The organism is Chryseolinea lacunae (assembly GCF_016735595.1).
Classification (GTDB): Bacteria; Bacteroidota; Bacteroidia; order Cytophagales; family Cyclobacteriaceae; genus Chryseolinea; species Chryseolinea lacunae.
Map to the genome: position 1 here is coordinate 13378 of NZ_JAERRB010000004.1, position 21712 is coordinate 35089.

The following is a 21712-nucleotide window of genomic DNA, read 5'->3' on the forward strand; positions in this document are numbered from 1 at the left end:
GGTTTTTAAGAAACGGTAAATTTAGCAAGAACAAAATTTTATGATATGCCTCAGGTCAAAAAGAAAGGAGCATCCAACGACTTTTTCGCAGACGTGTATGAAGTTGTGCGACTTATACCAAAAGGGCGCGTGACCAGCTACGGGGCGATTGGCCGCTATTTGGGAGCGAAATCGAGTGCACGCATGGTGGGGTGGGCCATGCACGGCTGCCCGAAGGGATTGCCGGCCCACCGCGTGGTGAACAGCGCGGGCATGCTGACGGGCAAAGTTCACTTCAAACCCCCTGGTGCCATGCAGAAACGCCTCGAGAAAGAGGGCATTGTTGTGGTAAACGATAAGATTAAGCACTTCAAGGATGTGCTTTGGGACCCCACGATTGAGCTGGAACTTTAGGCGCCCATCCTAAGCCGGGAAAAATTCGTCCCATTTCAAGACCCTCCATTTAGCAATCCCCCTAAACCAGCCCAAATTCGCGGGTGGGCCTCATGGCATGTGGTTTGGAATATGCCCTTCCAAAGAACGACCTCTCATGAAGCTCCTCATCACTTTTCTGGTAGCGGCTTTGGTTTCGATCTCCGCCACCACCCACGCCTCTTCTTCCGGCCACGGTGAAACCCTGAAGGTTGGCGGCTCCAAACACAGGACATTCTTTGTATTTAAGGCGCAGAAAAAATTTGTGGGCGCCACAGTCGAAGTATTCACGTCGCAAGGCGCGTTGCTGACATCGCAAGCTCTGGAAAGGAGAAAGATGATTATCGACTTTGGCAATGCCACCACTGACACCTACACGATCCGCATCACCAAAGGCGAGGCGCAACGTGAGTTTCAGTACATCAAGCAGTAGAACACATTCCCAAAGCTTGGGGCCCTGTCTAGGCCACCAATGTTTTGGTCAGAATAAGTGGGGTTGGTTTTTAATCGGGATCGGGCCGTCTTCTTAACAGGGGATCGGCCTTTTCCTTTTTATGGGCATCCTATTTTTTTGCGGCAAGTTTTTTCACAATCTCCTGCGCGCAATCATTCCTCTCGCACTAAAAATTTCTACACGCGACACTTTTTTAAAGTGACACAACGCTGTCGCTTTTTCGCGATGTGAGTGCCAGGCCAAGGAAGGTGATGAGTCCGTTCAGCACCAGAATTTCCAGTCCAAACTTGTAGCCACCAAACCATGCTTCGGAGTTGGCGCTAATCACATACGACAACACCGGCGACAACACACAAATGAACGGCACCAGTTTGTCGCGCACTTGGAGCTTTGTGAAGATGCCAAACGTGAACAGCCCCAGCAATGGACCATAGGTGTAGCCCGCCACATTCAACACCGCGTCGATGACCGACCGCTCGTTGATTTCTTTGAACACGACAATGATGACCAGGAACAGCAGGGAGAACCCTACGTGCACCATAAATTTCTGACGCTTCTTGGTGGCTTCGTCTTTGTCTTTAAAATTCAGGAAGTCGATGCAAAACGAAGTGGTCAATCCCGTGAGGGCTGAGTCGGCGCTGGCGTATGACGATGCCGTTATGCCCAGAAGGAAGAAGATGCCCACGGCCAGACCGAGTTCATGCACAGCAAGCGAAGGAAACAGCGTGTCGGAAGAGGCGGGCACGGGTATGTTGTTTTGTGCGCTGTAGAGGTAGAGCAATGCGCCCAGCATGAGGAACAAAATGTTGACGACCACCAGCGTGATGCTGAACCAGAACATGTTCTTTTGCGCTTCGCCCAGGTTTTTGCACGTCAGGTTTTTTTGCATGATCTCCTGGTCCATGCCCGTCATGGTGATGGTGATGAACGCGCCGCCTAAAAACTGTTTCCAGAAAAATTGTGTGGAGGCCGCATCTTCGAAGTGGAACACCTGCGCATAGGGGCCGTTGGCCAGAGTGCTCACCATTTCGCTAAACGACCAGCCCAGCCGGCCCGTGATCTGCCACACGGCAATGCACACGGCGGTGATGAGGAAGATGGTTTGAAAGGAGTCGGTCCACACGATGGTTTTTACGCCGCCTTTGAATGTGTAGATCCAGATGAGCACGATGGTGGTGGCCACGGTGACAATGAAGGGCACGTGCCAGGCGTCGAACAAAAACAGTTGCAAAACCGTGGCGGCCAGATAGAGGCGAAGGGATGACCCGATGGTGCGCGACACCAGGAAGAAAAAAGCTCCGGTTTTGTAGGACCAGAAGCTGAAACGCTTTTCGAGGTAGGTGTAGATCGATATGAGATTGAGGCGGTAGTACAACGGCATCAACACCCCGATGATGACCCAATAGCCCACCAGGTAGCCCAGCACCACCTGGAAGTAGCCAAAGCCGATTTTGCCCACGTTGCCGGGAACGGATATGAATGTGACGCCGGAGAGGGAGGAGCCGATCATGCCAAAGGCCACCAGATACCACGGCGACTGGCGGTTGGCGGTGAAAAACGTGTTTGTGTCGGCTCCGCGTGACGTGATTACGGAAATGAGAATGAGCACGCCGAAATACACAATCATGATGGTGACAACCAGGGCTGGGGTCATGGTGTTTGTTGTTTTTTGAAGGGTCAAAGAACTTGCAGATGGGGGGAAAATCCAAATTTTAAAACCCGCCCGGGCTATTCCCTTCGTGGCTGAAAATCGCTACCTTTGTGTTTCCGAAAATTTTCTTGCGCTATGAAGCCCGCTTACCAGGAAGAAGTACTTGTTGATGTATTGGAGGCTACGGAGACCATTGACCAAATGGACCTCGTGGTGTTTAACGACGACGTGAATACGTTTGACCATGTCATTGCCACGCTCATCCGCGTTTGTGAACACACGCCGGAGCAAGCTGAACAGTGCACGTTGCTGATTCACTACAAGGGCAAGTGTGCCGTGAAAATGGGCACGTTCAATTTTCTGAAGCCGTTGCGCGAAGCCATCTGCGAAGCCGGCATCGACGCCCGCATTCTGTAATGCCCCAAACGCAAAAACCGTAAAACACCAGGGTGGAATATCCTTCGAAACTGATAGAAAATGCCGTCAACCAGATTTCAAAGCTTCCGGGCATCGGCAAAAAAACAGCCCTGCGGTTGGTTCTTCATCTCATAAAAGATAAAGAAGAAAACACGATGGCCCTGGCCGACGCGCTGGTGACCCTTCGCTCCAAAATTAAATTCTGCACCACCTGCCACAATATTTCCGACGAGGAGGTTTGCTCCATTTGCCGCAGCCCCCGCCGCGACCGCGCGTTGCTGTGTGTGGTGGAAGACGCCAAAGATGTGATGGCCATTGAAAACACGGCGCAATACAACGGCGTGTATCATGTGCTGGGGGGCGTGATCTCTCCCATGAATGGCATCGGGCCAACGGACCTCAACATTGAGACGCTGGTGGCGCGGCTCAGTCAGGGCCAGACCGAAATAAAGGAAGTGATTCTTGCGCTGAGCCCCACCATGGAGGGCGACACCACGGCGTTCTATATTAACCGTCGCATCAAAGACCTGTTGTTGAGAGTGAGTGTGATTGCGCGGGGTGTTCCCGTGGGAGGCGACCTGGAATATGCCGACGAAATTACGTTGGGTCGCAGCATCATCGGGCGCACACTTTTTGGTTAGTCGTCCATTCATTCAAGCCTCTTTCCGCCCGGCTATTATTTTCCGTTAACTACCTTTCGTTAGCACGAACCTGCTGAATTTTTATCCGTTAACCTCGTGCGTGACCTTCCAACTTCGGATTTAAATTATTTTCTTTGCCCGCTTTTCATTTTGCAACACAACAACTTATGACAAAACTTTCTAACCGCATCGAAGCCATCCAGGAGTCAGCCACGCTGGCCATGGCGGCAAAGGCTCGTGAATTCAAAACCAAAGGCATCGACGTGATCGGCCTTAGCCTCGGCGAACCCGATTTTAAAACCCCAAAGCACATCTGCGACGCTGCCAAGAATGCGATTGACGAAGGAAAGTATTTTGCCTACCCTCCCGTGGCCGGCTACCAGGATTTGCGCGAAGCACTGGCCACCAAGTATCAGAAAGAAAACAACGTGCCCTATAAGGCCGAAAATATTGTGGTGTCGAACGGCGCCAAGCAGTCGATTGCCAACGCCATGCTCGCCCTGTTGAATCCCGGCGACGAAGTGGTGGTGTTCTCTCCTTATTGGGTGAGCTATGACGCCCTGGTGCGTTTGGCCGAAGGCACACCCGTGATTGTGAAGGGTGGCATTGAAAATGATTTTAAAGTGACGGCCGCACAACTTGAAGCTGCCATCACTTCGAAAACAAAACTCATTATCTTCTCTTCGCCCTGCAACCCTACGGGTTCGGTGTTCTCGAAGAAAGAATTGCAAGACATTGCCACCGTGGTGTTGAAGCACAAAGATTTGTTGGTGATTGCCGACGAGATCTATGAGCACATCAACTTCACAGGCGAGCAGGTGAGCATTGCCTCGTTCCCCGGCATGTTCGACCGCACCATTACCGTGAACGGCTTTGCGAAAGGCTTTGCCATGACCGGCTGGAGAGTGGGCTACATTGCCGCTCCCAAATGGATTGCCGACGGCTGCAACAAAGTGCAAGGCCAGATCACCTCAGCAAACTGCTCTATTGCCCAACGCGCTGCTCTTGCGGCCGTGACCGGCGACATTGAGCCCACCAACAAGATGGTGGCCGAATATCGCAACCGTCGCGAAATTGTGTATCAATTGCTGAAAGAACTTCCCGGTGTGAAAACCAATTTCCCCGAAGGTGCTTTCTACTTCTTCCCCGATGTGAGCTCTTACTTCGGCAAAGCCGATGGTTCGTTTGTGATTAAGAATGCCGACGACTTCTGTTTGTGGATGCTGGAGAAGGGACACGTGGCCCTGGTGCCCGGTGGTGCTTTTGGCGATGAAGATTGCGTGCGCCTGAGCTATGCCGCTTCTGAAAAAGATTTGAAAGAAGCCCTGAAGCGCATGAAAGATGCGCTGGCCACATTGAAATAAAAATTTAGCAGCTACACTATACGGTTCTTCAACTGGATGATCTTCTGTTCCATCTGGTTGAAGAACTTTGCTCTTTCTTTCTCGCCCGTGGTGCTGATGAGCACCGATTTGTTGATGAGGTTCACCAGGTAATCTTCGGTTTGTTTGCAAAACGGCTCCTGCGACGTGGTGAGTATGTTCATGGTATTGTAGGGAATGAACGTGACACGTTTGTCGCCCATGCGAAACAGGATGGTGTTGTCGGCAATGAGCAGGTCGTTTTTGTAGAGGTGGAATTTGTTTTCGGGTTTGTCGCGATAGCCCAGCGTGGCCCACGAACGGATTTCGCGCACCAGCAGAATATATTCATCGCACAATTGCGCGGCGTGTTGCGGGTTAGCAAAGAAGCCACACTCGTGATAGAATTCGATTTGCCGCAGCGTTACGTTCAACGTTTCTTCGCTCCAGATTTCGATGCGCGGTGTTTCGGTGTAGCGTCGCCATATTTTTTCGCCGAGTGTCACCAGTTCTTTTGGGATGAGGTCGGGCGAGAAGGGCACATCCTGATAGTCTTCTTCTTTCAGCACGGAGTTCATCCAGAAAAACATTTTGAAGGGGCCCATCAACGGTGAGTTGAAATAGTAGAACACCGGAATGTCTTTCGCGAAATAGATGAGCTGTTTGTCGGTGAAGGGCACCAGCATTTCGAGGTTGTGGAGCACAGACTTCAGCCACTTGTCGAACGTGAAGTGTTTGGAGTCGACCACGCGGTAGTGGAACGACACCATTTCGTTTGATGGCGATAACAAAGAGTCGACCGAAACGCCGAAGCGGTTGCAGAGGGTCTTCACTTCGTCGAGCGACAGGATGGTTTCGCCCCGGATGCGGCGGTAGGCGCTGTCGCGGCTGATGTTGAGGATGTCCGACAGTTCGTCGGCCATGGAAAGGTTGGGCGCGAGCCGGCGCTTCACCTGGTCGAGAAAGGCGGACTGGATGTTGTCTGTGAGGGTCATTTGCAAATAATACTACAAAAGTTCGGAGCCATTTGCAAAAAATGCAACTCCACCGGCATTGCAAGCCGTTGAGTGTGCCGATGCGGGGTAATAAATGAATAACAAAAGTGGGGCGTCGGTAGAATATGCCACAAGGCGCGTTGGGCAGCACGCTATTTTCGAAGTGTTAAAAAAAATGCCTTACCCTCATGACACCCCTAACCGCTTCAACTTTTCAAATTCCTGAAATTCATTTTGGTCTGAACGTGAATCATCACGACCAGCCGCGCTTCGCCTTGCTGATTGTGGAGCAGGACCAGGCACAGTGTGCCGCGCTGGCCGCCATGTTCTGCAATAACTATGTGGTGCACGTGGCCACCACCGGCGAACAAGGTCTGGCGCTGGCCCAGCAAAGGGTGCCCGACCTCATCCTTACCGACCTCATGACCCTGACCGACGATGGGCTGCCACTCTGTGCGCAACTGAAGCAAAGCGAATCGACCAATCACATTCCCGTGATTCTGCTGTCGGAACAAACGGATATCTACAGCAAGATGAAAGGCCTCTATCAGGGTGCCGACGATTTTGTGACGCGGCCGTTTCATTTTTTGGAATTGCAGATGCGCATTCAGAACCTCATACAACTGCGCTGCAACCTGCAACGCAAATACAGCCAACCCGTAGTGCCCGACCCTGCCGACCAATGGCAATCGGAAGACGATCGTTTTATGCAGCATGTGATGACTGTGGCTGAGAAGCATCTTGAGAACGGTGGCTTCACCATTGCCGCATTTGCGCGCGAGGTGGGTCTTAGTCGCGCACAACTCTATCGCCGCCTCATGGCCGTGACGGGATATTCGGCCAACGATTTTATGCGTCGTCTCCGGTTGCAACGCGCGGCCGAGTTGTTGAAGAAGCGCGTGGGCAACGTGAGTGAAGTGGCCTATCGCGTGGGCTTTACCAGTCTCTCCTATTTTGCGCGCTGCTTCAAAGAACAGCATCATCATTCGCCCAGCGATTATGTGCGCAAAAAAGCAACCCCGCGCGGCACAAAAGACATCACGGTTTCGTGGCAGCGCCGCATGGCGGAGGCATAAAAGAATGCTTAGTTGTTTTCGAATTGCTTTTCGAGCGGTGCAATCTTTTCCAGGTCGTCGAGCACCTTGCGGTCTACGGGTGTGTCTTTGATGACGTTGTAGTCGTCCCAGAATTTTTTGTTGTAGGGGTAGTCCTGGTATTGCAGGCCGTAGTTGCGCATTTTTTCGGTGGTGCCGATGCGCGAGGCGGGTTCGGGCAAGACGTGGTTCACCAGCAGGTTTTGCACGAGTTCGGTTTCGAATTGGAACTTGTCGTTGGCTTCTTCATACCATCGCTCTTTTGACGTGACGGTGATGTAGTTGAGATACATCTTGCCGTTGTAGCGTTTGAAGTCGATGGTTTTTTTGAACGAGATGTATTTGCTCACCAGGTTGCGGCGCTTCTCGTGGTTGTCGCCGCTGATTTCAAATTCTAAACGCAGGATGGAATAGTCTTCTTTATTGATGTAGACCTGGAGGAAAAAATCTTTTGTGTTTGACACTACATAAATTTCCTGGTCATTATAGAAAGAGTCTTTCTCGCGCACAATGTTGCTGAGGAATTCGTCGTCGGCTTCAATTTGGCGGTAGCGGATGTTGTTGTGGAGTAGCAGGTCTTCCAGCAGGTTGCGTTGCCCGAAGTAGGTGGTGAATTTGTTGTCGTAGCCCAGGCTCTTGCGCACTTCCACCAGCTTCACGCGTTCGCGGAGTTTGGATTTGTTTCGGGGCTCGGCATAGTTTTCGTCATAGATTTTTACGGCGGCTTCGAGCAGGGAGATGTAGGTGCCTCCCACTTTTTTGACGTCGCGATAGAAACCGTCGAGCATGAAGGGTTTCATGGGAAAGTTTTGTTCGATGCGGCTGAGGGCGATCTGCAAAATTTCGCCGCCGGTGAGTGAGTCGGTGACCACAATTTCGGGCAGCACGGTGGTGGATTTCACCATGAGGATGACCTTTGTGTTGTTTTCAACGAGCGACCAGATGGGGGCTTCGAAGTTTTCGTAGCCAATCATGCTGATGATGAGCAGCTCGTTGCGGTATTCGGACGGGAAATGGAAATCGAACTCGCCTTGCAGGTTGGAGATGGTGCCGATAGGCTTACCCTTGATGCCTATGGAGGCATAGGTGAGCGGTTCCTGTGTTTCGTTGTCCAGCACCCGGGCGGAGAGGGTCAGTTTTTGCCCCTGGACACTAAAAAACAGAAAGCAGGCGACGAAAAGAAAAAAGGCCCTCATTACAAGATTCAAGATGGCCATTTGCCGCCTTCTTTCAAACTCCCTGTAGGATAATCCCTGAAAATGAAGATTTACCGCCGTAAACCTTTCCTGATCGGTTTTGCTTTTCATTCTGTAACTTTAATGTACAATTTGGGCTCCCTTGAAATTTTTGGAAGAAATACCGCGTATCTGGAAGAAGGCTTATCTGTGGCTCTGCTTTTGGTTTGCTATTAACTATGGTGTTGGAACCTTCATTGAGTGGGAGCTGAACACCCCCCACACCTACATTTTCTGGAATGCCCTGTCGCTTTTTGAGGCCTTGTGTGTTCTTATTATCGCCATTTTTTTCTACGCCAACTGGCTTTTCAAGTTCAGTGTCTATGTGCAGGTGACCGGCCATGCCGTGGGCGCCATGATGCACTTCCTGATTATGGGGTCGCTCTCGTATTATTTAGAGAACCACGTGGAGGGCTACATTGGCTGGGATGTGTGGCAGGCCCATTTGATTGGCTTGCTGCGGTGGGAAGGACTCCATTTTCACGATCAGTATATCATGACCGTGGGCGTTTATTATGTGATCAGCTACTTTAAAGGTTTGCAGAAGCGCGAGGCCGAAAAAAGCGAGCTCTCCCTTAAAAACCGCGAGATGCAGATTTCGCTGCTCAAGTCGCAGATTAACCCGCACTTCCTGTTCAACACCCTCAACTCTATTAATACCCTTATTGGCTCCAGCAAGGAGCAGGCCCGCAAGGTTATTACCCAACTTTCTGATATCTTCCGTTATGCCCTCGATTCGCATGGCGACCAAATGGTGAAGCTGATCCATGAACTGGACTTCATTGACAACTACATCCGCATTCAGCAGGTGCGCTTTGGCGACCGTATGAAGTTTGTGAAGCAGGTAGACTTTTCGTGTCTGAGTGTTGAAATTCCGCCCATGATTCTTCAACCTCTTGTGGAGAACTCTGTTAAGTACGGCATCGCCCCCAAAGACGATGGCGGCACCATTATTCTGACCGTGAAACGCTTCAACAACATGATTTTCTTTGAGGTGAAAGACGACGGCCTGGGTTCGAACGCCAAGAAGGTGATGGATGGCAGCTCGAGCGGCGTGGGCCTGAACAACACCGACCAGCGACTTAAAAGCATTTTTGGCCCCGGATCGGGTCTTCGCATCCGTTCTAACGAATGGGGCTATTCCGTCAGCTTCTTCATTCCGTTTGAAGACGCCGATCAACAAATTGTATCATCAACTCTAGACGAATTAAATAGCAAAGCAGTATGAACATAACTTGCGTTATTGTAGACGATGAAAAATTAGCACGCGATCTTCTCCAGGAATACCTGCAACAAATGCCCAACATCCAGGTGTTGGCCGAATGCGGTAAGGGAAAAGATGCAGTGGAAACCATCGATAAATTAAAACCCGATCTCGTTTTCCTCGACGTTCAGATGCCCGGCATGACCGGCTTTGACGTGCTGGACGAGATCACCCACGATCCCTATGTGATTTTCTGTACGGCCTATGATCAATACGCCATCAAGGCGTTTGAAAAAAATGCTGTGGATTACATTCTGAAGCCGCTTGATCAGGAGCGTTTCAAGTTGGGTGTGGAGCGGGCCATCAACCGCATGAAGGTGGAACAGAACAATGTGGGCGAACTGCTGCGCAACCTGAAGACCGAAAACAAAACCAGCTATGACTCGCACATCTTTGTGCAAAAGTCGGAGAAGCTTTTGAACCTGCCGGTTGATGAGATTGTGTACCTGGAAGCTTCGGGCGACTACACCATTCTGACCACCAAGGCCGATCAGTTTGTGAGCTCATCGGGCATTGGCAAGCTGGAAGAAATTCTGAATCCGGAAACGTTTATCCGCGTGCACCGCAGCACCATCATCAACATTAACAGCCTCAAGGAAATTGAAAAACATTTCAACGGCGGCATGGTGGTGAAGATGCAAAACGGAAAGAGCTTTCCCGTGAGCCGCACCTATGCGAAACTGATTCGCAAGAAGGTGGTGTAAGAAAAATTTTGATTCAACCCAGGACGAAAAGGGTCTTTCTGAAAAGGGAGGTCCTTTTTTATTTTTAGCGATCCTGGGTGTGCAGGCTGGGGGCGTCTTCGTAGCGAACCTCCATTTCTTTGCCATGCTGTTTGAGGATGAGGCGCAATTTGTCTTCCATTTGTTTTTGTGCATCGGCCACGAACGATGCCTGGGCGGCATACTTTCGGGCGTCGCCGGTGAAGGCGTTCATGGCGCTCGAGCGGTCTTCGGCATGCACCCAGTTCCAGATGCCGTTCTCGTCGGTGAACTTCACGTCGTTTAAACCTTCGATCGATAACAGTTTTGGGTGTGGCAACGTGACCACGGCTTTGGTGTCGGTGATGTCGATGCTGAAGCGGTTGTTCATATCGAAACCTGCTTTGGCTTCGAACGTGCCGGTGATGTTGATTTTTTTTGTGCTTCTCAGAAAGGTGTTGGTCCACTCGTAGTGGTGTTGAAATTTTTGCGACACGGTGGCCAGTTCCAGAATGGGGGTGAGCTGTTGCAGCACCACGGTGTTGTTAACGGTGACCTGGGGTGTTACGTGAAAGATGCCAGCGATGTCGCGGCCTATTTGTTTGGCGCCTTCATAGCTTTTCTCGGCCAGTTTGGATGGGATGACCACCACCACGATGTAGGCCGTGAGCGACAACGTGACCAGGAGAACGATGAGCAGAACGATCTTTCGGTTGGAGAACATGGAAGCTTTTTTGGGTGAACGTTATTTTTTTGGGATCACAAACTTCATGCGCACTTTCACGCGGTCGCGCACGGCTTCGTTGCTGCGCTTGGTGGGAATCCACTGCGGGCCTTGCTTGACCAGGCGAATCACTTCCTGGTCGCAGCCATAGCCAATGCCGCGCACCACGGTGAAGTCGGATAGCAACCCCGTTGACTCTACGGTGAACTGTATGGTGACTCGCCCTTCCACTTTGTTTTCGATGGCTTGTTGTGGATAGAGCAGGTTCTTTTCCAGATATTGTTTGAAGGCGCGCTTGCCGCCCACGGGCGTGGCCAGTTCCACTACCTCTTCGGGCTCAGCATCTTTTTCGATGTCGCCATAGCCCACCACCACCACTTCGCTTAGCTGGGCGGCGTCTACATCCAACTGCACGTCTACTTCGTTTTTATTTTTTGCGTCGGTTTCGATGCTGGTGTAGCCGATGAAGGAAAAGATGAGCTTGGGATCTTGTTCGTTCACGGTGATGTGGTAATTGCCGGTGCCGTCGGTGATGGTGCCCACGCTGGTGCCTTTGATCATGACGTTGACACCGGGCAGGCCTTCGCCGTCTTCGCTTGTGACTTTGCCGGTGATGACTTTTGTGGCGGACTTGGCAATGGCCACGCCGGCGACTCTGCCGTTTATGTAGCCCGCGTTGAACCGGGTTGAATCTGCGGGAACATCGATTATGCCGTAGCGCTGTGCCGGTGCCGCTTCCTGCAAGGCTCTTTTCTTCCGTTCGGTTTCTGCTGTCCTCAAGTCGTCGGCTTGTTTCTCGTCGAGCACGTAGTGGTCTTCTGTTTTTGCTTCGGCTGGTGCGGGAACAGGAACATTGGCAACAACCTCTTCTGTTTCTGCCGGCGCGCCGGCCACGTTAGTATCAGAATACTCAATGGACACCGGAGGTTCGGCGGCTGCTGTAGAAAGTTGTGGGGAGGCCGGGCTTGGCAGGATCGGTTTTAAGTCTTCGATTGGTGCCGGTGTTGTGGACAGTGGTGCCTGCAACGACGCATCGGGTTGCTCGTGCACTTCGGATGTTGGAGCAGGCGACACTTCCGTTTCCTTTGGCTTCATAGACAAGTTTTCGGAAGTGCTGTCGGGCTTTGTGAATTGAAAGATGATGAAGGTGGAAATTGCCACCACGGCCATGCCGGCGGCGATGCGCGAGGCCCAGGTCCACAGGGGAATAATTTTCTTGTCGTCCTGTTTTTGAATGCGTTGTGCGAGGGCGTGTTGCAGTTGGCCCAGGTCGGCTTCGAACTCGGGGGGCGACAATTCGGCAGCGCCTTCGAGGGCGTCGGCCAGGAAGGGATCGTTGAGCGCCTTTTTTTCGAGGGCGTTCATTTCTGCCGGGGTCATTTCGCCGCGCAGGTATTTGTCGATATCGTGTTTCAGGTCAGCCATGTTGCTCCATGCAGAGCTTCAGGTTGCGTTTTCCGTTTTGGATATAACTTTTCACTTTGTTGAAGTCGTGGCCGGTGGCGTCCACAATTTCTTTGTAGCATTTCTGCTGCAGGTAGAACAGCTCCACACACTGTTTCTGTTCCGCCGCCAGTGTGCCGATGCACTTTTCGAGCTGGCTCAGATTTTCTTCCAGGTCCACGCCGTCTTCAAGATGCGGCGAGCCCCCTTCTTCCATAAGAAAGGGAGAAATTTCTTCAAAATTTTTGCCTTTTCTCGCCCGCAGGTGCATGAGGCAGTGGTTGCGGGCGGTGGCATAGAGCCAGCTTTTGAAGTGCGTGACCTCGTGTTCCTTGAGGGTTCTCACCAATTTCTCGAAAATCTGCATCACCGCGTCACGGCTTTCTTCGCGGTCTTTCAGGTATTTGAGGCAAACGCCAAAGACCATAGACATGTAGCGGTTATACAATTCCCCCAAAATGTGCAGTTCCTCCGACGCCTTGTAGCGTTGGAGGAGGTCAGCGTCGGTTAACGCTTTATATTCTTTCGGGGAAAGCATTTTTGAAAAATAGCAAAAAAATAATTGGATGCTTTATGGAATTTGGTCGGCGGCGTCATCTCAGGAGCAAAACAAATTCTTTTCGCTATGAAAAAGTCAATCTGGATGCTCGTGCTCCTGCTGATCGTCTCGGCAGGGTTCACCTCAACACAAACCCGCACCATCAGCGGCATCATCACCAGCGCCGTAGACGGCAAGCCTATGCCGGGGGTGGGTGTGACCTTGAAAGGCACCAAGGTCTCTGCCTTTGCCGACGCCAACGGGCGCTACTCCATTTCGGTGCCTGAGAAAGGTGGCAAGCTGGTATTTGCCTTTATTGGTTATGTGTCGCAGGAAATAAAGATCGGTACGTCGAACACGGTGAACGTGACGCTTCAGGAAGCGGTGACAGAATTGGATGAAGTGGTGGTGATGGGCTACGGCATAGAGCGAAAACAGAACATCACGGGAGCGGTCTATGATGTGAAAGAAGCCCCCGCTCAAGCCGCTCCATCGGTAGGCTATTTGTCAACAGCCGACTATGAGCAGCAGCCTCAATGGAACACCGAAGAATACGACGCGATTAACGAGAACATTTTCCACGATGCGTTGAAGAATCCCCTCTCCACCTTTTCTATCGATGTGGATGCCGCTTCCTATAGCAACGTGCGCCGCTTCATCAACGGCGGTCAGCGTCCGCCGAAAGATGCTGTGCGCATTGAAGAGATGGTTAATTATTTTGACTACGACTATGCCCAACCCAAAGGCAACGATCCCTTTGCCGTGATCACCGAAATTTCTACCGCCCCCTGGAACGCCAAACACAAGCTGGTGCACGTGGGCCTGCAGGGCAAAAAGATTGCTACCGACAATCTGCCTCCTTCAAACCTCGTGTTCCTCATTGACGTGTCGGGTTCGATGGATGAGCCTAACAAACTTCCCCTGTTGAAAACGTCTTTCAAGATGCTGGTGGAGCAATTGCGTGAGCAAGATCACGTGGCCATTGTGGTGTATGCAGGCGCGGCTGGTCTTGTGCTGGAGCCTACATCGGGTGCCAATAAGAAAACCATTATTGAAGCGCTCGACAACCTCCAGGCTGGTGGTTCCACCGCCGGTGGCGCGGGCATTCAGCTGGCCTATGCCACAGCGAAAAAACACTTCAAAGCGGGCGGCAACAACCGCGTGATCCTGGCCACCGACGGCGACTTTAACATTGGCGAGTCGAGCAATGCTTCGATGGAGCGTTTGATCGAAGAAAAACGGAAAGACGGTGTGTTTCTGACGGTGCTGGGTTTTGGCATGGGCAACTACAAGGATTCTAAAATGGAAACCTTGTCTGACAAGGGCAACGGCAACTATGCCTACATCGACAACATTAGCGAAGCGCGCAAGGTGTTGGTGAATGAGTTTGGCGGCACGCTGTTTACCATTGCCAAAGACGTGAAGCTGCAACTGGAATTTAATCCCGCCAAAGTGAAAGCCTATCGCCTCATTGGCTATGAGAATCGCATGCTGAAGAGCGAAGATTTTAACAACGACAAGAAAGACGCCGGCGAGTTGGGTTCGGGTCACACCGTGACCGCGCTCTATGAAATTATTCCCGTGGGCGTGGAGAGCGAGTTCTATAAAGTGGACGACCTGAAATATCAAACGGTGAAAGTGGAACCCTCTGCCAACAAATCGAAGGAGCTGCTCACCATTAAACTGCGCTACAAAAAACCTGACGAAGATGTGAGCAAGCTCATTGTACACCCGTTGGTGGATGAAAACATTGCGCTGGCCAAAACATCGGACAACTTCCGTTGGTCGGCCTCGGTGGCGGCGTTCGGCATGATTTTGCGCGAGTCGGAATATGCCAACCATTTCACCTACGACCAGGTGGTGCAAATGGCGCAGGGTGCAAAGGGCGAAGACACCGAAGGCTATCGCATCGAGTTTATTAACATGGCAAAGTCGCTGGGCACGTTTGCCAGCAAATAGAGAACAACGTTGTGTGCTAATGGCAGACCCTTCCACATGTGTGTGGCGGGGTTTGTTTTTTTTGGATGACCATGCGGACCGAGTGCGGCGGGGTTATTTGCTTAAATCGCGGACAAAGGAGAACTTTGCGCCCATGGTCGAAAAAAAAGGAAGCAAAAATCTGGTGGTCATGCCCTATGGAAACACGTCGCTGCACAGCGATTGGATTTTCGACGACACGGCCCGCGATTTTGATGTGATTCTGCTTTATTATCACGCCGACATCGATCACCCCAAGCTTCAGCAAACGTCGTCTGCATTTTCGGTGCGCCACTACAAAAGTTTTAAGTGGTGGATGATTCAACAACTGTTTCAGGAAGAACCCGAGCTGCTTACCCGCTATGAAGGCTTCTTCTTTCCCGACGACGACATTGTGGTGTCGAAGGCTGATATTCATTTTTTGTTTTATGTGACCAAAAAATTCAACCTGGCGCTGTCGCAGCCCGCGCTCACCCGCGATTCTTTCAAGAGCTGGCGCGCGCTTCGGAGGAAGCACGTGTCAGGTATGCGCTATTTGTCGGCCGTGGAGTTGATGTGCCCGGTGATGTCGGCGGCAGCGGTTCGTTTTCTGTTGCCCACGTTTGCGTTGACCCGCTCGGGATGGGGTCTGGACATTTTGTGGGGCGAGCAGGTGCGGAAAGAATTTGGAGAAAAGAGCATTGCCGTGTTTGATGCCATTCAAGTGGCGCATATCAAGCCCGTTGGCAAGGGAGAGCTTTATGAGAAGCTGGGCATGCCGGCAGCCGCCGAACGCGACGACATTTTTGCGAAGTATAACATTACCGTTCAAAAAATTCATACGCTCAACCTTCCCGAAAACAATTTGCTGAGCCGGTTCAAAAGCTTCCGGATGTTCAGGAAACTAAAAGCCGCGCAAAGCCTATGACACCGCGCCAGGCAAATCTCGTCCATAGCATCGCCGGAGAAGTATCGCTCGTCATCACTACCTACAACCGCAAGGATGCGTTGGAGCTGGTGTTGCTGAGCATCCAAAACCAAAGCGTTTTGCCCACCGAAGTGATTGTGGCCGACGATGGCTCACGCCACGACACGCGTGACCTGGTGGAGGCCTATGCCAAAACATTTCCTGTTCCGTTGCACCACTGCTGGCACGAAGACGATGGCTTCCGGCTGTCGGCCATTCGCAATCGCGCCATTGCGCGCGCGCGATGCGCATACATTGTGATGATTGACGGTGACATCATACTGCACAAGCACTTCATCAGGTCGCATAAAAAGCATGCGCGAAAGGGCGTGTTTCTTCAGGGCTCGCGCGTGTTGCTGCAAGAGGCGGTGACGCAGAAAGCGTTGCACGATAAAAATATCGCATTCAGTTTTTTTACGCCGGGTGTGAAGAACCGGATGAATGCGCTCTACCTCCCTGCGTTGTCGGGACTAGTGTCGTACTTGAACAAAGACCTCTTCGCCATACGGGGTGCAAACCTGTCGTTCTGGCGCGACGACATTGTTCGCGTCAATGGCTTTAATGAAGATTTTGTGGGCTGGGGTCGCGAAGACAACGAGTTTATGGTGCGCATGCAGAACAACAACATTCAGTGCTGGAAGATGAAACTGGAGGGTTTTGGTTTCCACCTCTATCACCCCGAGAACTCGCGCACCATGTTGCCCCAGAACCAGGCCATACTCGACAACGCCATTGCCACACATGCCGTGCGTTGCCCCAATGGCATCGACAAATACATGCCAGGCGCCGGGGTTTAGAAGGTGTTTGCTGTTTGCCGGATCACCCTTTTCGGTGTAAGGTTAGTTGTGAAAACACGGAATTCAGGTGTTGTGGAGAAAAATGCCCGAGGGCGCTGGCTTGGGGTGATGGGATAAGATTTTATTAAAAATGTCGCCAGTCATAATTTTTATTATTTTTAAGGCCGCATGGAACTAGAAGAGGCCCCGAAACAGCATTACTCAGAGGAGGAGAAGCAAAATATCTTCAACAATGAGTTTATGCCCCACATCCACTCGATGTACAACTTTGGCTACCGGCTCACGCTGGACGCCGACGACTCCAAAGACTTGGTGCAGGATACCTATTTAAAGGCATATCGCTTCATCGAATCTTTTCAGAAAGGAACTAACGCGAAGGCATGGCTGTTTCGAATTTTAAAAAACAGCTTCATTAACGACTACCGGAAGAAGAGCAAGGAGCCTTCGAAGGTGGACTACCAGGAAGTAGAAACGTATTACAACTCCGAAGAGGTTGACCGGCAGATAACGCCCGATTTGCGTGTGGAGGCGCTGAAAGATATGATCGGCGATGAGATATCGAATGCCCTCAACGCGCTTGATGTAGATTTCAGAACTGTGATCATACTGTGTGATCTGGAAGGTTTTAAATATGATGAAATGGCCAAGATCCTGGACATTCCTATTGGAACCGTTCGGAGCCGGTTGCACCGGGCAAGAAACTTACTGAAAGAAAAACTAAGCGAATACGCCAAACAAATGGGTTATAAAACTACCTGAACCATGAGTAATTCCGATCAGAGTCATATGAAGCAAGACTGTTCGAACAAGCGCGACTGCCTGGAGATGTTGCAGCTAATTCTCGACGGGGAAGCAACCCACGAACAAAAAGAGCATTTCCTGAAGCATCACCTCGATGAGTGCTTGCCCTGCTACAAAAACTATCACCTCGAATTGAAGATCAAGGAATTGCTGAAAACAAAATGCTGTGGCGGCCAGGCACCTTCCGATCTGGTAGAACAAATCAAGAATAAAATCGGCGCAGCATAAGCGGGCATGGCAGGCAAGGCTCTCATTTTCTCAGCGCCATCGGGCTCCGGAAAAACTACAATCGTTAAACACCTCCTGCAGACCAACCCAACCCTGGGCTTTTCCATATCGGCTTCCACCCGCGACAGACGCGGACGCACCGAGTCGCACGGAAAAGATTATTACTTTCTTACTCCCGAAGAATTTAAACACAAACTCGACGCCAACGAATTTATCGAGTGGGAAGAAGTGTATGAAGGCAACTTCTATGGCACCCTCAAGTCGGAGATTGACCGCATCTGGCAAAGCGGCAAAGATGTGATCTTTGATGTGGACGTGAAGGGCGGCCTGAATCTCAAGAAATATTTTGGCGACAAGGCCCTCGCCGTTTTTGTGAAAGTGCCCTCCATTGAAGTGCTGACCGCCCGGCTGCACGACCGTGGCACGGAAACACCCGAAAGTCTCTCGCGCCGGCTGTTCAAAGCCAATTTCGAAATGTCGTTTCAAGACCAGTTCGACGTGGTGCTGGTGAATGAAGACCTCGATAAGTCGCTTGCCGAAGCGCAAAAACTCTACGACAACTTCCGCTAGTTTGCACATCCTTTAAAAGGAATTAATTTTACTTCCTTTCCCTGTAACATTGCGGGCTGAAATCAGTCTGTTATAGCGTCAACCCATGAGTGTGCCTCAAAAGATCGGTCTGTTTTTTGGTTCCTTCAACCCCATCCATATGGGTCACCTCATCATTGCCAACCTCATGGCCGAAACTACCGACCTTGCCAAGGTGTGGTTTGTGGTGTCGCCTCAAAATCCGCTGAAGCCGGCCAAGGGATTGCTGCACGAGTTTGACCGCTACGACATGGTGCGCGCGGCCATCTACGACAACTATAAACTGGAGGCGTCGGATGTGGAGTTTCATTTGCCGAAACCCAGCTACACTATCAACACCCTGGTGCACCTGAAAGAGAAACATCCCGAAAAGGAATTCAGAATCATTATGGGGGGCGACAATCTTGAGAGCTTTACACGCTGGAAAAACTATCAGCAGATTCTGGACTTCTACGGATTGTATGTTTATCCCAGACCCAACACGCAACTTTCGGAGCTTCAAAAGCATCCTAACGTCACCATTGTGGAGGCCCCGACCCTCGACATTTCGGCAACGTTTATCCGGAACTGCATCCGAAAAAAACAATCGGTGCGTTATCTTGTTCCCGATGCGGTGGAGGAGATGATTAGAGTGAAGGGGTTTTATCAGGATTAATTTCAACACATCAAAAAAGCCTCTATGCGCACTACGTTGTTTCTGAAAATGAGTACCGCCCTGCGGACGCTCTCCTTGTTTTTCTTTGCATGCGTTTTTATTGTAGCCAACGCATACGCCGGAGGCATTAAAGGTCAGGTGAAAGACGACAAGGGCGAACCCTTGCCCTATGCTACCATCTTTGTGAAACAGACCGGCAGCGGCACCACCACCAACATTAATGGTCGCTTTGAAATTGCATTGGCGCCCGGAAAATATGATGTGAGCTTTCAATACCTGAGCCACGAGTCGGTAGTGAAACAAGTGGAGATTGGTGCAGACTTTATTGAAGTGGATGTGGTGTTGAAAGACCAGGCCACCGTGCTGGGCTCTGTGACGGTGAGCGGCGACGGCGAAGATCCGGCCTACACCATTATGCGCAAAGCCATTGCTAAAGCAAAATATCACACGCAGGAAGTGGATATGTATTCGGCCCGGGTCTATATTAAAGGAACGGGTGTGTTGAAAGATTATCCGTGGCTCGCGAAACGTGCGCTGGCGAAAGAAGGCATCAAGAAGGGAAGTGTGTATGTGACGGAGTCGGTTAGCGACATAAAGTATACACGGCCAAAAAAGTTTGAAGAGAAAGTGATCTCCATCCGCAGCGACGGCAAAGACAACAACACATCGCCCAACCAATATATTTTCGGAAGTTTCTATGAGTCTGAAGTGGCCGAAACCATTTCGCCCCTTTCGCCCAAAGCTTTTTCTTACTACCGCTTCGAATATCAGGGCACGTTCAGGGACCGCGACTATGAAGTGAGTATCATTAAAGTGATTCCCCGCTCCAAGGGCGACAACGTGATTGACGGCACGCTCAACATTGTGGAAGACTGGTGGAGCATTCACAGCATGGACATCCACACCATGAAGCTGGGCATTGACATCAACATCAAGGCGGTGTATGCACCTATCGAAGAGAAAGCCTGGCTGCCGGTGTCGCATCAATTCAAGATTGATGGTAAAATTTTCGGCTTCGAGTTTGAATACAACTACCTGGCCACGGTGAGCAACTATAAAATTAAAATGAACCCCGCGTTGTATGTGGAGAGTGGCAAGATGGAGGTGATTGACGAAAAGGTGGACAAGGAACAGGCCAAGCAAGTGCAACAAAAAGCCGCGGCCGCGCAAAAAAGCAAAGCCGCTGCACGGCAGGCCACCAACCAAAAGCTGAGCAAGAGTGCGCGAAAGGCGCAGGAAGTAGAAGAGCAATCGAAGCAGCTGCAGGAACGCCTTGCGTCGGGCAAGGAGATTACGCGCAAGGAATTGAACAGCATCATTAAAGACTATGACAAGGCCGAAGTGAAAAAACAGAAGGAGCCCGAAGTAATTTCGGACGTGACCTTTAAAATTGACAGCGGTGCTTATAAAAAAGATTCAACCTATTGGTCGGAAGTGCGGCCTGTGCCCCTCACCGAGAAGGAAGTGGAGGGCTATCAGAAAATGGACAGCATGGCCGTGGTGGAACGAAAGAAAGAAGCGGGCGACACCGTGAAGGCTTCGAAGTCGAAAGGTTTTCAGCCCTGGGATTTGATTCTGGGCGACACCTACAAAGTGGCGAAGCATTCGAACTTCAAGATTCATTTTCCGATGCCCGGGTTCAACACGGTGGAAGGCTGGAACCTGGTCTATAAAGTTTCGTATGGCTCCATTCTTCAGGACACCAACAAAACGCGACTCACCATCACACCGGCTTTTCGCTATGCCTTTTCGCGCAAAGTGGCTTCGGGCAACCTCTCCTTTGCCCTTCGAAACAAGAAGTACAGGTTCGAGGTGCAGGGCGGTAGATACATCCGCCAGTATAACGACGACGAACCTATTTTGCCCATCGTGAACGATTTTACCACACTGTTGCTGGAGAAAAATCTGATGAAGCTTTATGAGCGCGACTATGTGGACGTGACCTATCGGCGGAACATCAGTCAGTATGTTTCGGTGCACACCGACTGGTCGTGGATGAACCGCCGCGAGTTGTTTAACACCTCGAACTATAAGTGGGTGGACCGGAAGAAGATTGAAGGCTACACACCCAACCAACCCGTGAACGACGAGTTGCTGGACACGTCGTTTCCCGAACACCAGGCCTTTGTGGGAGCGGTGGGGCTGGTAGCCCGGCCGTGGCTGAAGTATACTATCCGGAACGAACGGAAGCAGGAGGTGCCCAATTCATCGCCCATCCTGAGCCTGGACTACCGCAAAGCGTTTGATAATGTGTTGAACGGCGATGTGCGCTATGACCAGGTGGAAGTGGGCTTTAAGCATAAATTCAGAGTGGGTGTGCGCGGCACAACCGACGTAGCGTTGCGTGCGGGTGCATTCTTCAACACGGGCAACATGTATTTCATGGACTACAAACACTTCCTGGGCAACCAAACACCGTTCATTACCAACGACCCTGTGGGAAGCTTCCGCTTGCTGGACTATTATCGCTACAGCACGGCCGACCAATATTTTGCGGGCAACCTGCACTATCAATTCCGCAAATTCCTGGTCACCAACATTCCGCTGGTGCGGCTTGCGGGCATTCGCGAGAATGTGTTTGTGAACTACCTGGCCACGCCCACATCGAAGAACTATACTGAGGTGGGCTATTCGATAGACGGCATCCTCCGTATTTTCCGCATCGAGGGTGCGGCGGCGTTTCAGGATGGAAAATACCTCAACTATGGTATCCGGATCGGCATCACGTCCAACTTCATGGTGAACTTCTCGGATCAATAGCGCGAAGATTTGTCGAGAAATCGGGACAAAA

22 protein-coding genes are annotated in these 21712 nt (G+C 51.1%); 16 read left to right on the plus strand and 6 right to left on the minus strand.

Annotated features, from left to right (window positions below; translation table 11 throughout):
- The first annotated feature begins 45 nt into the window (after positions 1 to 45).
- Positions 46 to 393: an MGMT family protein gene (locus tag JI741_RS12835; RefSeq protein ID WP_202009997.1), complete on the plus strand. Its 348-nt coding sequence runs from the start codon at positions 46 to 48 to the stop codon at positions 391 to 393.
- A 136-nt stretch (positions 394 to 529) separates the two neighbouring features.
- Positions 530 to 844: a hypothetical protein gene (locus JI741_RS12840; protein ID WP_202009999.1), complete on the plus strand. Its 315-nt coding sequence runs from the start codon at positions 530 to 532 to the stop codon at positions 842 to 844.
- 214 nt (positions 845 to 1058) lie between these two features.
- Here JI741_RS12840 and JI741_RS12845 read toward each other — a convergent pair whose 3' ends face one another.
- Entirely contained in the window at positions 1059 to 2519 is a 1461-nt protein-coding gene (locus JI741_RS12845) for a sodium:solute symporter (RefSeq protein WP_202010001.1), read from the minus strand.
- A 132-nt stretch (positions 2520 to 2651) separates the two neighbouring features.
- Between JI741_RS12845 and JI741_RS12850 the strand changes: the two genes are divergently transcribed.
- The 3 genes from JI741_RS12850 (at position 2652) to JI741_RS12860 (ending at position 4938) form a co-directional block, all read left to right on the plus strand.
- Positions 2652 to 2933 carry an ATP-dependent Clp protease adaptor ClpS gene (locus JI741_RS12850; protein ID WP_202010003.1) on the plus strand — a complete coding sequence of 94 codons (282 nt, stop codon included), beginning with the start codon at positions 2652 to 2654 and terminating at the stop codon, positions 2931 to 2933.
- Positions 2934 to 2965: 32 nt separating this feature from the next.
- A complete protein-coding gene (recR, locus tag JI741_RS12855) occupies positions 2966 to 3574 on the plus strand; it encodes a recombination mediator RecR (RefSeq protein ID WP_202010005.1) in 609 nt (202 codons plus the stop codon).
- A 167-nt stretch (positions 3575 to 3741) separates the two neighbouring features.
- Positions 3742 to 4938 carry a pyridoxal phosphate-dependent aminotransferase gene (locus JI741_RS12860; protein WP_202010007.1) on the plus strand — a complete coding sequence of 399 codons (1197 nt, stop codon included), beginning with the start codon at positions 3742 to 3744 and terminating at the stop codon, positions 4936 to 4938.
- An 11-nt stretch (positions 4939 to 4949) separates the two neighbouring features.
- Here the strand turns inward: JI741_RS12860 and JI741_RS12865 are convergent, their stop codons facing one another.
- Positions 4950 to 5930 (minus strand): helix-turn-helix domain-containing protein, encoded by a 981-nt coding sequence (locus JI741_RS12865; RefSeq protein WP_202010009.1) that lies wholly within the window; start codon positions 5928 to 5930, stop codon positions 4950 to 4952.
- A 188-nt stretch (positions 5931 to 6118) separates the two neighbouring features.
- Here JI741_RS12865 and JI741_RS12870 point away from each other — a divergent pair, with 188 nt between their 5' ends.
- A complete protein-coding gene (locus JI741_RS12870; RefSeq protein WP_202010011.1) occupies positions 6119 to 7006 on the plus strand; it encodes a response regulator transcription factor in 888 nt (295 codons plus the stop codon).
- An 8-nt stretch (positions 7007 to 7014) separates the two neighbouring features.
- Here JI741_RS12870 and JI741_RS12875 read toward each other — a convergent pair whose 3' ends face one another.
- Entirely contained in the window at positions 7015 to 8142 is a 1128-nt protein-coding gene (locus JI741_RS12875) for a carboxypeptidase-like regulatory domain-containing protein (protein ID WP_202010013.1), read from the minus strand.
- A 229-nt stretch (positions 8143 to 8371) separates the two neighbouring features.
- Here JI741_RS12875 and JI741_RS12880 point away from each other — a divergent pair, with 229 nt between their 5' ends.
- Together JI741_RS12880 and JI741_RS12885 are read left to right on the plus strand one after the other, a co-directional pair.
- Positions 8372 to 9487 carry a sensor histidine kinase gene (locus JI741_RS12880; protein WP_202010015.1) on the plus strand — a complete coding sequence of 372 codons (1116 nt, stop codon included), beginning with the start codon at positions 8372 to 8374 and terminating at the stop codon, positions 9485 to 9487.
- Positions 9484 to 10227 carry a LytR/AlgR family response regulator transcription factor gene (locus JI741_RS12885; protein ID WP_202010017.1) on the plus strand — a complete coding sequence of 248 codons (744 nt, stop codon included), beginning with the start codon at positions 9484 to 9486 and terminating at the stop codon, positions 10225 to 10227. Before JI741_RS12880 ends, JI741_RS12885 begins: the two co-directional genes overlap by 4 nt.
- 64 nt (positions 10228 to 10291) lie before the next feature.
- Here the strand turns inward: JI741_RS12885 and JI741_RS12890 are convergent, their stop codons facing one another.
- Genes JI741_RS12890 through JI741_RS12900 form a run of 3 tightly spaced genes read right to left on the minus strand, consistent with a single transcriptional unit; the run spans position 10292 to position 12929 of the window.
- Entirely contained in the window at positions 10292 to 10948 is a 657-nt protein-coding gene (locus JI741_RS12890) for a DUF4230 domain-containing protein (RefSeq protein ID WP_202010019.1), read from the minus strand.
- Positions 10949 to 10969: 21 nt separating this feature from the next.
- On the minus strand, positions 10970 to 12373 hold the full coding sequence (locus JI741_RS12895) for an energy transducer TonB (RefSeq protein WP_202010021.1): 1404 nt from the start codon (positions 12371 to 12373) through the stop codon (positions 10970 to 10972).
- Positions 12366 to 12929, minus strand: a complete 564-nt coding sequence (locus JI741_RS12900) for an RNA polymerase sigma factor (protein ID WP_202010023.1) — start codon at positions 12927 to 12929, stop codon at positions 12366 to 12368. Before JI741_RS12900 ends, JI741_RS12895 begins: the two co-directional genes overlap by 8 nt.
- Positions 12930 to 13016: 87 nt before the next feature.
- On the opposite strand from JI741_RS12900, the gene JI741_RS12905 reads away from it, so the two are divergent.
- From JI741_RS12905 to JI741_RS12940, 8 genes are all read left to right on the plus strand, one after another.
- Positions 13017 to 14888 (plus strand): vWA domain-containing protein, encoded by a 1872-nt coding sequence (locus JI741_RS12905; protein WP_202010025.1) that lies wholly within the window; start codon positions 13017 to 13019, stop codon positions 14886 to 14888.
- Positions 14889 to 15021: 133 nt separating this feature from the next.
- A complete protein-coding gene (locus tag JI741_RS12910) occupies positions 15022 to 15813 on the plus strand; it encodes a DUF707 domain-containing protein (RefSeq protein ID WP_202010027.1) in 792 nt (263 codons plus the stop codon).
- Entirely contained in the window at positions 15810 to 16649 is an 840-nt protein-coding gene (locus JI741_RS12915) for a glycosyltransferase family 2 protein (protein WP_202010029.1), read from the plus strand. The genes JI741_RS12910 and JI741_RS12915 overlap by 4 nt, the downstream gene beginning before the upstream one ends.
- Positions 16650 to 16817: 168 nt before the next feature.
- A complete protein-coding gene (locus tag JI741_RS12920; RefSeq protein ID WP_202010031.1) occupies positions 16818 to 17408 on the plus strand; it encodes a sigma-70 family RNA polymerase sigma factor in 591 nt (196 codons plus the stop codon).
- Between the two features lie 3 nt (positions 17409 to 17411).
- Complete coding sequence (locus JI741_RS12925) at positions 17412 to 17678, plus strand: anti-sigma factor (protein WP_236676049.1); 267 nt, start codon at positions 17412 to 17414, stop codon at positions 17676 to 17678.
- Between the two features lie 6 nt (positions 17679 to 17684).
- Positions 17685 to 18248 (plus strand): guanylate kinase, encoded by a 564-nt coding sequence (gene gmk, locus JI741_RS12930; RefSeq protein WP_202010033.1) that lies wholly within the window; start codon positions 17685 to 17687, stop codon positions 18246 to 18248.
- Positions 18249 to 18333: 85 nt separating this feature from the next.
- Positions 18334 to 18921, plus strand: coding sequence for a nicotinate (nicotinamide) nucleotide adenylyltransferase (gene nadD / locus JI741_RS12935; RefSeq protein ID WP_202010035.1), 588 nt, complete (start codon positions 18334 to 18336; stop codon positions 18919 to 18921).
- A gap of 24 nt (positions 18922 to 18945) precedes the next feature.
- Complete coding sequence (locus JI741_RS12940) at positions 18946 to 21681, plus strand: DUF5686 and carboxypeptidase regulatory-like domain-containing protein (protein ID WP_202010037.1); 2736 nt, start codon at positions 18946 to 18948, stop codon at positions 21679 to 21681.
- Positions 21682 to 21712: the final 31 nt, after the last annotated feature.

Excerpts from the sequence above, each read along its gene's own strand:
- JI741_RS12915 (WP_202010029.1), top strand. The coding sequence starts at position 15,810 with ATGACACCGCGCCAGGCAAATCTCGTCCATAGCATCGCCGGAGAAGTA.
- JI741_RS12890 (WP_202010019.1), bottom strand. The coding sequence starts at position 10,948 with ATGTTCTCCAACCGAAAGATCGTTCTGCTCATCGTTCTCCTGGTCACG.
- JI741_RS12860 (WP_202010007.1), top strand. The coding sequence starts at position 3,742 with ATGACAAAACTTTCTAACCGCATCGAAGCCATCCAGGAGTCAGCCACG.
- JI741_RS12925 (WP_236676049.1), top strand. The coding sequence starts at position 17,412 with ATGAGTAATTCCGATCAGAGTCATATGAAGCAAGACTGTTCGAACAAG.
- JI741_RS12900 (WP_202010023.1), bottom strand. The coding sequence starts at position 12,929 with ATGCTTTCCCCGAAAGAATATAAAGCGTTAACCGACGCTGACCTCCTC.
- JI741_RS12885 (WP_202010017.1), top strand. The coding sequence starts at position 9,484 with ATGAACATAACTTGCGTTATTGTAGACGATGAAAAATTAGCACGCGAT.
- JI741_RS12905 (WP_202010025.1), top strand. The coding sequence starts at position 13,017 with ATGAAAAAGTCAATCTGGATGCTCGTGCTCCTGCTGATCGTCTCGGCA.
- JI741_RS12870 (WP_202010011.1), top strand. The coding sequence starts at position 6,119 with ATGACACCCCTAACCGCTTCAACTTTTCAAATTCCTGAAATTCATTTT.
- JI741_RS12920 (WP_202010031.1), top strand. The coding sequence starts at position 16,818 with ATGGAACTAGAAGAGGCCCCGAAACAGCATTACTCAGAGGAGGAGAAG.
- JI741_RS12940 (WP_202010037.1), top strand. The coding sequence starts at position 18,946 with ATGCGCACTACGTTGTTTCTGAAAATGAGTACCGCCCTGCGGACGCTC.
- gmk (WP_202010033.1), top strand. The coding sequence starts at position 17,685 with ATGGCAGGCAAGGCTCTCATTTTCTCAGCGCCATCGGGCTCCGGAAAA.
- JI741_RS12910 (WP_202010027.1), top strand. The coding sequence starts at position 15,022 with ATGGTCGAAAAAAAAGGAAGCAAAAATCTGGTGGTCATGCCCTATGGA.
- JI741_RS12865 (WP_202010009.1), bottom strand. The coding sequence starts at position 5,930 with ATGACCCTCACAGACAACATCCAGTCCGCCTTTCTCGACCAGGTGAAG.
- JI741_RS12895 (WP_202010021.1), bottom strand. The coding sequence starts at position 12,373 with ATGGCTGACCTGAAACACGATATCGACAAATACCTGCGCGGCGAAATG.
- nadD (WP_202010035.1), top strand. The coding sequence starts at position 18,334 with ATGAGTGTGCCTCAAAAGATCGGTCTGTTTTTTGGTTCCTTCAACCCC.
- JI741_RS12845 (WP_202010001.1), bottom strand. The coding sequence starts at position 2,519 with ATGACCCCAGCCCTGGTTGTCACCATCATGATTGTGTATTTCGGCGTG.
- JI741_RS12850 (WP_202010003.1), top strand. The coding sequence starts at position 2,652 with ATGAAGCCCGCTTACCAGGAAGAAGTACTTGTTGATGTATTGGAGGCT.
- JI741_RS12840 (WP_202009999.1), top strand. The coding sequence starts at position 530 with ATGAAGCTCCTCATCACTTTTCTGGTAGCGGCTTTGGTTTCGATCTCC.
- JI741_RS12835 (WP_202009997.1), top strand. The coding sequence starts at position 46 with ATGCCTCAGGTCAAAAAGAAAGGAGCATCCAACGACTTTTTCGCAGAC.